At 43.5% G+C, this 11,662-nt stretch carries 8 protein-coding genes; 1 reads left to right on the plus strand and 7 read right to left on the minus strand.

Going from position 1 to position 11,662, the window contains the following annotated elements:
* Positions 1–190: 190 nt before the first annotated feature.
* The 7 genes from IUZ65_RS10115 to IUZ65_RS10145 form a co-directional block, all read right to left on the minus strand.
* Positions 191–2,440, minus strand: a complete 2,250-nt coding sequence (locus IUZ65_RS10115) for a bifunctional diguanylate cyclase/phosphodiesterase (protein WP_195703607.1) — start codon at positions 2,438–2,440, stop codon at positions 191–193.
* Positions 2,441–2,704: 264 nt separating this feature from the next.
* A complete protein-coding gene (locus IUZ65_RS10120) occupies positions 2,705–3,811 on the minus strand; it encodes a M20/M25/M40 family metallo-hydrolase (protein WP_195703608.1) in 1,107 nt (368 codons plus the stop codon).
* Between the two features lie 131 nt (positions 3,812–3,942).
* Positions 3,943–5,070 (minus strand): lipocalin-like domain-containing protein, encoded by a 1,128-nt coding sequence (locus IUZ65_RS10125; RefSeq protein ID WP_331275664.1) that lies wholly within the window; start codon positions 5,068–5,070, stop codon positions 3,943–3,945.
* Positions 5,067–7,622, minus strand: a complete 2,556-nt coding sequence (locus IUZ65_RS10130) for an ABC transporter permease (protein WP_195703610.1) — start codon at positions 7,620–7,622, stop codon at positions 5,067–5,069. The genes IUZ65_RS10125 and IUZ65_RS10130 overlap by 4 nt, the downstream gene beginning before the upstream one ends.
* Positions 7,615–8,286 (minus strand): ABC transporter ATP-binding protein, encoded by a 672-nt coding sequence (locus tag IUZ65_RS10135; protein WP_195703611.1) that lies wholly within the window; start codon positions 8,284–8,286, stop codon positions 7,615–7,617. Before IUZ65_RS10135 ends, IUZ65_RS10130 begins: the two co-directional genes overlap by 8 nt.
* A 249-nt stretch (positions 8,287–8,535) precedes the next feature.
* Positions 8,536–9,360: a YeeE/YedE thiosulfate transporter family protein gene (locus tag IUZ65_RS10140; protein ID WP_195705081.1), complete on the minus strand. Its 825-nt coding sequence runs from the start codon at positions 9,358–9,360 to the stop codon at positions 8,536–8,538.
* 275 nt (positions 9,361–9,635) lie between these two features.
* Positions 9,636–10,352 (minus strand): hypothetical protein, encoded by a 717-nt coding sequence (locus tag IUZ65_RS10145; RefSeq protein WP_229638039.1) that lies wholly within the window; start codon positions 10,350–10,352, stop codon positions 9,636–9,638.
* A 150-nt stretch (positions 10,353–10,502) separates the two neighbouring features.
* On the opposite strand from IUZ65_RS10145, the gene IUZ65_RS10150 reads away from it, so the two are divergent.
* Positions 10,503–11,498 carry a GlxA family transcriptional regulator gene (locus tag IUZ65_RS10150; RefSeq protein ID WP_195703612.1) on the plus strand — a complete coding sequence of 332 codons (996 nt, stop codon included), beginning with the start codon at positions 10,503–10,505 and terminating at the stop codon, positions 11,496–11,498.
* Positions 11,499–11,662 lie beyond the last annotated feature (164 nt).

Consider the following 11,662-nt stretch of genomic DNA (forward strand, 5'->3'; position numbering starts at 1 on the left):
TCCTTCGTTCAATCATGATTCAATAGCATTTAGATATCTTCTTTTGCATGCTTCAAACGTCACGGTAGATTTAATAACAAAATTGAACTCGCCAAGAGATCAGTGTGTAATATGAGCAATGGTTTGAGGCGTATGAAATGTTGAAGAGCGGCTCCCCCGACACAACAACGTATTGTACAACGAGTGATGATTACAACAATTCATAAATCGCCTCTGGCCTTAACGGTTTACTAAATAAATAACCTTGCGCCAAATCGCAGCCCAGTTTCTTAAGTAAATTTAGCTGTTCAACATGCTCTACACCCTCGGCAACAACGTTGTACTCAAGAGAGTGTGCCATTTCTATCATGGATCCGATCAAAAGTTCAGTTTTGCGGTCTTCATAGTCGTCTAAAAAATATTTATCTATTTTTAGGCAATCAACACTGAGATGTCTCAGTGATGCAAATGATGAATAGCCAGTACCAAAATCATCGATTGCCATTAATACGCCCAGTGTCCTCAATTGCTTAAATACAGATAGGTACTTGTCTTTTGTCTGAACCACGCTCTCTGTCACTTCCAATTCCAAAGAAGAAGGAGGGATATGCGTATCACTCAATACCTTACGCACCATTGGAACAAATTCAGCATCAAGGAAGTGGGTTGGGGATATGTTTACCGCAACGCGTATATTTGTAAACCCAGTTTTTCTCCAATCAGAAACCTGACTACAAGCCCGGTTCAGCACGAACTCGGTTAATTGCTTCATCATCCCAATTCGTTCTGCTATTTCGATAAATTCGTAAGGAGGTACTTGTCCTAATGTAGGATGATGCCAACGTGCTAGCGCTTCCACACCAATAATATGGCCTGTTTTAATATCTATTTGAGTTTGGTATTCAACATACAGCTGATCTTTTTCAATCGCTTCTCTTAGATACTGTTCTATCTTAAATTTATACTCAGCTTTTGTACTAAATGATTTATCGTAAAATGAAAACTGATTTTTCCCGTTCTCTTTTGCGCTATAGAGAGCCGTATCTGCGGCCTTTAATAACCCTTTTAGGTCTTGGCCATCTTCTGGGAAACATGCAATACCAATACTACAGGTTTGGATTACTTTCCTACCTGAAAGAAGCGAAGGTTGCGATACGGAGTCAAGACACTTTTGGGCTATACTTTCGGCTGTTTTATTGTCGATATATTCAACGAGGATACAGAACTCATCACCACCTAAGCGCGAAATAAGATAGATATTTCGATTTAGCTGGAGCAGTCGCTCTGCAATTTCTTGAAGGTGAATATCACCGATATCATGACCCAAACTGTCATTGATACCTTTGAAATTGTCTAAATCTATATAATAAAGTGCGAAGTGTTTGTTATTGGTTGCGGATGTTTCAATGAGTGCTTCAAGGTAGAGATGTAAGTGAGATCGGCTAGAAAACCCGGTTAGTTCATCGGTATAAGCGAGCTCTCTCATTCGCTTTTGGTTTTGATCTCGTTCCATCACGATACTGGTTAACATCGCAGCAGAAGTCAGATCTGCTGATTCTTCTTCATCCGGTAATGCTGGGTGATTGTAGTACATACCAAACGCACCAAGCACATCATTTGTCGAACTCATGACGGGTTCTGACCAACAACAACGCATACCATGTGGAAGTGCCACGTCTTTGAGGTCTTTCCAGTTGGGATCGGTTTCTATGTTCTCGACTAACACTCGTTTACCGGTAAAGGTCGATGCCCCACAGGATCCAACATCTACTCCAATTCTCAATCCATTGACGGCATCGCTGTATGCCTTGGGCATGCTAGGCGCCCCACCGTGTAAAAGAATATTGCCATCTAATTCCAGCATAGAGCAGCGCATGCCGGGATGCTTATTTTCATACAACAAAGCAATCTCATCATAGACCTTTGGCGCTGGAACACCTTTCGCTATCATCTCAAGAATTTTGGTATGTTTTATTTTGAAAAACTCAGACTCTTTTTGCTTTGATATATCGGTATGATACCCAATGAGTCGTACGGCTTGCGTACCTGTTGATTCTATAACCTTAAAAGCCGAGGAACGAATATAGATAAATTGTCCACTTTTATGTCGCATTCGCATTTCAACTTCAAACTTATCTACCTTTCCTGATAAATAATGCGCTGCTTTCTCTAATACACATTTCGTTTCATCAGGGTGAACCAAAGATTTCCAAGTAGATAAGTTTCCTTCCAGTTCATCTTCTTCATAACCAAGCATGTACTTCCAACGAGGTGAATAATACACCGTATCTGTCTCAATATTCCAATCCCAGACCCCTTCATTTGCTCCGCGCATCGCCAAAATAAAACGTTGGTTACTTTTTCCTAATTCATCCGCTAACTGCTCATTGCTGTCCTGAACGGAAGTGAGTTCAAGCCGTAACTTATTAACCTGCGCGAGTAAATGCTGATCATTTTCCATAGAGACAACCAAACTATTCATAGGATTTTTTAATTATACTAACGATTTCGCTTAGTTAATATGTTTGGGGCGAAAAATTCTGGATAGACCCGAGGTTATTGAGATGTGACCTTGTTTCGTCTACGAGGTTATATTCATGTTGATCACGAACATATTTAGTATGGTATGAACGGAGGAACCAGTAGAAATACCCCCACTGGTTCTTTTATTAAAACTTCAACGTATTTTGAAGCAAGACATAATTATAAGGCAAAAATAGCCTAATTAACGAGTTAGATAGGCCGTTAAGAAACGCGTGATATCAACCATATCAGACACCTTTATATACTCTTCTGTCGTATGTACTTTAGCCATACCCGTAGAAAGGTTGACCGTGGTTAAGCCTTTTTCATTGAATATGTTTGCATCAGAACCACCACCAGTAGATTTGGTAAATGGGCGGATATTAATGCTTTCAAATGCTTCTTTAATCCCGATTACGTGTGGGTTTTCGTCCGCAATCTTATAGGCATTGTAAGCACGAGTTGAAATGATATCGATTTGGGCTTCATGTTTTTCTGCCGCCGCCTTAAACGTTGATTCCATGTGCTCAACTTGTTTCGCTAGTTTCACATCATTAAGAGAACGCGCCTCCCCTTCGATATAAAGGTCAGGCATAACAATGTTCGTCGCTTGACCACCACGTACAACTCCGATGTTTGCTGTCGTTTCTTCATCAATACGCGCCAGTGCCATATTTGTAATTGCATCGGCCGCAACCGTTAGGGCATTGATGCCTTCTTCTGGAGCTAAACCTGCGTGAGCAGGGCGACCCGTAATCGACACTTTTAGGTTTTGTTGGCCAGGGGCCGAAGTAACAATACTGCCTACAGGGCCACCTGAATCTAATACAATCGCGTGACTTGATTGAATGTAATTCATGTCGTAGTTTTTAGACCCATTTAAGCCGCCTTCTTCATACACCGTAAAGGCGAGCTCAATGGTTTTGTGGGCTAGGTTATTTTCTTTGATAACACGTACGGATTCCATCACAGCCGCAATGCCTGACTTGTCATCACCACCAAGAACCGTGTTGCCTTTAGACCGGATCACTCCATCTTCAATAATCGGTTCAATGCCATTACCCGGAATCACTGTGTCCATGTGCGAACTGAATACAATGCTGCCCTCTAACTCACCGTTTAAACGAGCATAAATGTTGAAACCATTAGATATGTGCTCTGGAACAGGTAATTTGGTAACAGAGAAACCTAGCCCATCTAGCTGTTCTGCTAGTGTTTCTGCCATCGCTTTTTCATTTTTTGATTCACTGTCGATTTGAACGATATCTAGGAAGTGATTAACTAAACGATCTTGGTTCACTTGAGTCATGTTTCTTCTTCTATATTGAAAGGAAATATAGGGCTACTCTAACCAAAGAAAGTGCGATAAAAGATGCACTGAATCAATAAAATGTCCGACAGCAAACGCCTATTTTTCAGTTCTACCAAGCGAATCGCAAATCAGTATCCAGTCAATTCCATATAACCTTCACCGGAGTGACTACCGTTAAAAAAGACTGGCCCTTCCCAATAGGGAATACTAAGAGGCATTTTGGCCTCTATGTTAAGCGCTTTAATGTTCAGATCGATCCTTTGACTTGGGATAATGATATTCCAAGCGACTGGATAACGTCCTTCATCGATCCGATGAAACTCTGAAGGCTTCATGGTAATTTCAGCAGAGGCGATGTTTTCACCGCGACCATCAGGATACATTCTCCTCGCACTGTAGAAACCCGGTTGTTCTCCATTGCTTTCCCTTAGCTGAAACAGCATCAATGTTGAGCCATCATTCAGGCGTAGTGCAAACCAATCCCAACCTTGCTGCGAACCCGTCAAAAACTGCGAGCTCCACTCTCTATCAAGCCATGCTGTTCCGGTTACTGATATTCGCTCTCCATCAAGTTCTATCTCACCTTCCACTTCAATAAATGGTTGGCTGTAATAATGAGAAGCCACCTTTCCATCGGCACTTTTTCGGCTAAAACCATTCTCCCCTTGTCGCTGCAATGGGCGATGACTGGTCAATGATAATTGATAATTAAAGCGGTCACTTTCAACCGTTAACAACGCAGGAAACAGGTCATCCCCTTTCGCCTGCCATTTCCAGTTGTCCAACTTAATCGTGAGAGGGTTTGCAGTTACCGCGGCAAATTTAGGGTGCGCCCGCGACCATTTTTCATTGGCTAGGTGCACCTCTTCAGTCGTCACTGCGGTATGCGCCAGATAAAGCTGATTGGTTGCCCACCCTTCTGTTTGTTCTGGCTTCTCAATATCAGCTGACATCGCCATCCGGAACTGAGTCCACTGTATCCCTATAGGCTTTCCTGTTTCTGTTTTCAGATTTGCAGTTAGATACCACCATTCCTGACGGAATGAGGGATGAGAGAGATGATCTGAAGGGAATACTATTCGGGTATCAGGACGCACTTCGGAATAACTGGCGGTGGTATCGCCAAGTATATTACTCATCGACTTCTCTGCCTCAGAATCGGAGCAACCGGCCAATATCGATATCAATATCAAGGCCGAGATCGTGGCCAATAAGACAAACGAGCGAGAAGAATGTAAACGTTTTGAACGCATCATATCACCTCACTCTGAAGGCTAGAGATAAGTGGCCGTTTTGTTTGCAGGTAAATCGGTAAGGCGACCGCCAGTAAGCTGGCGAACAGCGCAATAAACACCACTTCAAAATAGGCCTGCCAATCCCACAGCATGGCGATACTCCAGCCAAAGGCTTGCAGTGTGACTTTGTTTATCAGCAGATACCCCAACATCGCTCCAGTAGGCAAGGCAACCAGACAAGTCAGTAAAACAATACTCAGCATCTGACTGATCACCATAAAGGTCAGGCGTCGCTGACTGACCCCCAAGCTGTATAGGCGTGCGATTGGTGCAACTCTGGCCTGAGTAAGCATGAAACAAGCGCTAAACAAACCGACAGACGCCACCAGCAAAGTCAGACTATTTAACACCCTTGTGATGGAGAATGTTTTGTTGAATATCGAAATCGCCTTTTGCTTGATCTGTTGTTGGTCATACATCAGTGCATCTGAGATACCAAGCTGACGCTTCAGTCGTTGTCGAAGTGTATCCGGGTCCCCATCGAAACCAACCCCTATCCCTGCAGGTACGGTTGAAAAACCAAGCTGGTTCCAAAGTGTTTGTGGGATCAGTACCTCACCATAAGGGTTCCCGTAATCGTAGAATATTCCGCCGATAATAAATAACCGTTCTGGAATTGCATTTAATTCAATGCGATCCCCCAACGATAGCTTTAGTCTAATAGCCATTGGTTCGCTGATAATGACCGTCTTTCCATCAGAAAACTGCGCCCATACGTCGGTTGCTGAGTCTTTAAAAATGGCGGTCTTTTTCATGGTTTCCGGATCCTTGGTTCCCAATATAATGGGTAGACCACCGTACTGACTTTTTTGGTAATACTGCTTATACACCGCTCTAACGTCAGGTTGTTTATGCAGGAACTGTTCGACCTCACTTATCCGAGATTCAGCAGGGCGCACATAAAGATCAGCGTGTAATCGAACATTCAGCCAATTCGTCAGCGTCGATTCAAAACTGCCCACCAGCGTATTCATGGAAATGTTTGCGGTAAGCGCCAAAAGCATTGCCATCATCGCCAACGATAGCGGTGAAATCAGCTCTTTCGTTTCTGCAAGCTGATAGCCAATAAGCCCTTTTCGGGTAAACTTGGCAATGAGATTCACCAGTACCGATAATGACAAAGGCAGAGAGAGCGGGATCGCGATAATAACCAGGCCAAGCAGCGCCATGGTCTGTTGATAATCGTCACTGAAAGGCATCAAGATAGCGGAAAGCGCAACCAATATGATCGCAACGGTGAATTGGATTCTGTGTATTCGGTGAGCATTTGTCTGTTGACTGTATTGCCCCACACTTCTTGCCAACGGTTGATGTAGAAGCTGAGAGAAGAGTGAACTACAGGCAAGGATTGTGGACACCATCGTAAGCAACATCGCCTGCCACAGCCAGCTCCAGCTCCAAACGCCCGGCAATATCCTTGCGTTGTACAACTGCTCAAGCGTAACTGAAACCATAGGATGAAGCCAATGACTAAGCTGAAGCCCTAACGTAAATCCAATAACAGAACCGACTAAAATCAAACCAAATAGTTCGAAACAAAGCGCCAAAAGTAACGGCACCTTAGGCATGCCGATTTGCTGCAATTGAATGAAGAGTCGCTGTCTTTTTAACAGGCTGTAACGTACACCGTTATAGGCAATAAACAGGCCCACGATAAACGCGAGCATACTCATTGCGGTTAGGTTGAGGTGAAAACTCTCTGTAAGCGCCGTAAGATTTTCGCCTTCGTTGCTCTGACTTAGTACCGCTCTGTCACCCACCAGTTGAATCAACGGCTCATGGTCTTGCTCATCGTAGTCAAAAAGTGCGATATAGCTGAGTTTTTCGGGGCGAATGAGTAGCCGTTGAGCCAAGGAAATATCCATCAAAATACGGTTGCCTAAGCTAAAGCTTTCACTCAAACTTACTACCTTAAGCTTTTGTCCTGCCAGCGTGATCTCGGTGTCTTCGGCTAACGTTTCTGCCTGCGCTCGACTCATTAACACAATCGGTTTGCCCGCCAACATATCGGTGACGGGAAGACGATTATCAAACAGCGATAGGCGGTTATTGTTGTCAGCGCCACGGTTGTCTTTATTCAGTGCGGTTAAGGCCGCAACAAGATCACTGCCTTGAACCTGCCAACGGTTACCGAAGCCATCGAGCAATGATCCTTCTATAACCGCCAAGCTCTGACTAAATCCAGCATTTCTGAGATCGAAATAGATAGCATCATCAAGCAACGGTTGTCCTATGTTGGGTGTAATAAACCAATTGGCCTGCTGACTTAGTTGCTCGGATACGGCGCTGTAACTGCGTTTGGCGTTTTCATTGATCGCCCTAACCCCGGTAAGCAGGGTAACCGCAAGAACGATACCTATGATAATTGCGCCCGCCTGAAGCGGTGCTTTTTTGTAGTGTGCTAAGAAGATCTGCAAGCAAAGCTTGGTCTTTGTCAACAAGGCATTCTTAGGAATTAATTTTTTAAAGAATGCCTTTTTAAAGAATGAATGACCGCCAGAATGGCTACTCATGTATATTACCTTGCTCCAGATGCCAATGTCGGTTCATGAAACCCGCGCACGTCTGGCTATGAGTAACCAATAATATGCTCGTGTTGTTCTCTGCTGCTAACTCACACAGAAGTTCCATCACCTCTACGCTTGCCGTTTGATCCAAATTACCGGTTGGTTCATCTGCAAGTAATAACTCGGGTTGATGCGCGAGTGCTCTGGCGATAGCCACACGCTGCTGCTGCCCTCCCGACAGGTTCTCAACATGACGACCCAATAGAGTTTTTAAACCCAATCGGTCAGCCAGATGATCACACCAGTCATTCCATTCAAGGTTATTGAGTTGCAGAGGGAACGCAATGTTATCGGCGACGTTCAAAGGCGTAAGAAGATTTAGCTGCTGAAATACAACACCTAGATTCTGATGGCGAAACTGACTCCAGCGTCTATCTGGCCAATGTTGAGTATTGTTCCCTAAGAGCGCAAGTTGTCCGGAACTGGGTGGTTCGAATCCTGCTATGACGTTAAGTAAGGTACTTTTGCCGCTTCCACTGGCACCAGTAAGTGCAACGGTGTCGCCACGAAAGAGGGTTAGCCCAAGTTTATCTAATACTCTGTGGCACTGGTCGCCATCAATAAACTCTTTAGTTATCTCATCTAACTGAACTATCTGCTCTTTTTTCATTAGGATTCCATGCCTCAAACCAATAGGACTAGCATAGCCTATTATTCTTATCGCAAAAACGAGAAAAGCGTGGCATCGAATAATTTGTGAGATTGGGTTCTTAAACTCGTCATACGGTGGGTATAATCGAGCCACTTCGCTTTAGTCTTATACCTACCTCAATAACTACGTATCAACATAGGTGTCACTCCGTAAACCGATCAAGATGGTCATGTATGCTTAACATTGGCCTTTACTGACAATTAGGAATTAACGCCTCAGTAAAGTGCCTGTATAAATGCCCACAATGATAGAGATCACCGCCACAGCGCCTGCTGGTGACAGGGCCGGTAGCGCTACCAATAGTTGAGTATCATTCCCACCACTGGCTAAAACCGCACCAAAGCCCATCAAACTGCCAGCACCAAAATGTTCTAAGTAGCGCTTAAGTGTTCCAGGTTCAAATTTAAATGATCTCGTGAGTAATGCAGCCGCTAGCATGCCCAAAATCATAACGGTAATCAGCATAAAACGTTCGCTACTCGGCCATGTATTTTCAGTACCATTCCAAACAGATAAACCAATACCTTTCAGCAAGCCGCTTGGGGTCCAACGAGGCTCAAAAACAAAAAGGCAACCTGCCATGAGACCGATACCCAACATGGACAACCACAATTTTCTACTACCAGTGTTCAACCTTAAAATAATGAATCCAAGCAGTATTGAACCCCCAATTAATACACCATTATGAAGCATCATTGGTGTCTCGTAACTGCTGGGTTTAACATCAATCATTAATTTCACAAAGACTATCCATGCCACTAGCCAACCAGTAACCGTTGCCAGCATCACTAACTGCCCACGGGCCAGACGGCTAATTGTGGACACACCACAACCGAGATTCAACGCCGCCCCTAAGCCAAACAAAAAGCCGCCTACGGCAAAATGCCACGTGGGAAGGTACGTCATTAAATGGCTTGGCTGAGCAACAAAGTAGGTAAGACCAATAGAAAGCCATGACAACGTTCCGCTGAATACAATAGCCAATAAAAGCGTGGGCTTTCCGTTACGTGCTTCTTGAACGCCTCTAACCATACAAAGTCCGGTGGTCTGTGCGAGATACCCCAGTAATCCAATCAAAATCAGAGAAAAGTAGAGCACGTAACCCCCTAGAAAAATTAAGACCTATGCACGGTAATAAAAATAAACGCTCCCGTATTATCCTAAAGTAATGTCTTAATTTACTTCGGTTCTATGTGTTTATTTACACGCGTGCTTTCAAGGATTATAGACTGGTACAAACAAAACCAGCCACCTTCAAAGCAAATTAGACAATCCACTCACTACATTCTACTACCCGATTGTCACACTTAACGCCGCTTATTATTAGTGACCTTATTTAAGAACCCGAGTTCCACCATAGTAGACATATAACTATCTGGTTTGCTTAACACTTGCTCTTTTATTAACTTCACCATGCCTTCTTTACATCCTTCGTCATGATAAGCATCGAGAACTTCGTGAAGTGTTTGACGATGAATATCGTGCACCCATAAACCCGCGACGTCCGCACCTGCACCGAAGTGCAATAATGCTATTTCTGGGTCACATTTATGAGCGACGCCCACAGAGTTATGCAATGCAACCATCTCATGAATCAAATCTGCACGGTCGGTAGAGATCTCATGTTCTAAGGAAAAATCTCTGGCGACCTTCGCCCCTTCAACTTCGAAAGTACCGTCTTGTGGGGCAAGTTGCGTTAAACCTACGTCATGCATTATAGACCCCACAAAAAACACCTCTCGATCTATCGGTTTGTTGACCTTGTGACTCATCGCCAAACCAAATGCATAACTTCTTATACTGTGATTAAGAAGAAAGGTGGGACTATTTTGTTCGACCAAATGCAATGCCTCTTTGCATGCTTTTGTATCTGGGAACTTGTAATGATCAGGAGAGACATACGGAGCATGTCGTCTGAGTACAACGTTACGCGTTTTTTCTGTGGCGGTACGGATATCTCCCTTAATGAAATGGCATAACATACAGAGTTTACTTGGCTTAGGTTTCGAATGAGTGAGTTTCACAATTGAGTTCCTATAAGACGTATTAGTACATTTTGTCGATATGGTTCGCCAAATAAATATGCAACTAACAATTCTATTGATTAATGTGGCAAGAAGTGATTTTATTTGAAATAACTATACGCTGAACCATGAACTCACCAAGTAGCATACATGACAAATATCGCAATAAACTCGCCATCTATGCACCAAGTTGCCATTCTTCTTTTTGATGATGTTGTACTTACTGAAGCACTACTTCCTTACGAAACGTTCAGTCGAGCAACGCTGCCATGTGGTTCGCCTGCATACCATGTCTTTTTTTGTGGAAACGAAGAGATTGATAACAAAGAAGGGCTGTTGATTGGGTCTAAACACAGCCTCGACAAACTATCGACAGCAGATACGATAATTGTTCCGGGTGTAAGAGATCTAGAATCTAGCATTGATGTAGCGATACTCGACGGGATTCGTAAGCATGCTGATAGAGGTGGAAGAATACTATCAATATGTACGGGAGCCTTTGTGCTAGCAGCGACGGGCTTACTCAATCACTTAGAAGTAACGACACATTGGATGCACACCTCATTGTTGCAAAAAAAGTACCCCTTCGTCATCGTTAATCCAGAGGTTCTGTACATCGACAACGGGCAGATTTTAACTTCCGCAGGCGCTATTGCAGGTTTAGATTTGTGTTTGTATGTGGTTGGCCTTGATTTAGGCCATTACATTTCAAACGACTTAGCAAAAATATCTGTTGTTCAAATGCACAGAGAAGGTGGACAAAAACAATTTATTAATCACAACCATCATGATTCTGGTAAGGGCCCAATCAACACTCTGCTCTATTGGTTGGAATCGAATTTGGGTGACAGCATATCTATTGAGGATATGGCGAATCGAGTATTCATGACGACAAGAACCTTCAATCGAAAATTCAAAAATGAATTGGGGGTAAGCCCGACAGTATGGTTGAACAATGCTCGAGTAAAGTACGCGCAGCGTCTATTGGAAACCACAACATTAAGCTTCGAACACATTGCCGTAAGATCTGGGTTGGGTTCTGCTACGAACTTTCGTCAACGATTCCGTAATCGTGTTGGTACTAGCCCAAGAGAATATAAAAAGGCGTTTTGTCACTCCCCAAAGATATCGACATATGGCAATTAAACTCGTTTAGCTAAAATTGCGCAACTTCTCTACAAATAGAGCGCTTTGATATTAGCCCTAGTGTATATAAACTATGTCATTCATCAATAAGGCGAATGAAAGCGCTTTCTTTATATTCGCCAGATGGTTAGAATCTAGCCTTATCAATGCACATCTAACACACT

It is taken from the genome of Vibrio sp. VB16, from assembly GCF_015594925.2.
GTDB lineage: Bacteria > Pseudomonadota > Gammaproteobacteria > Enterobacterales > Vibrionaceae > Vibrio.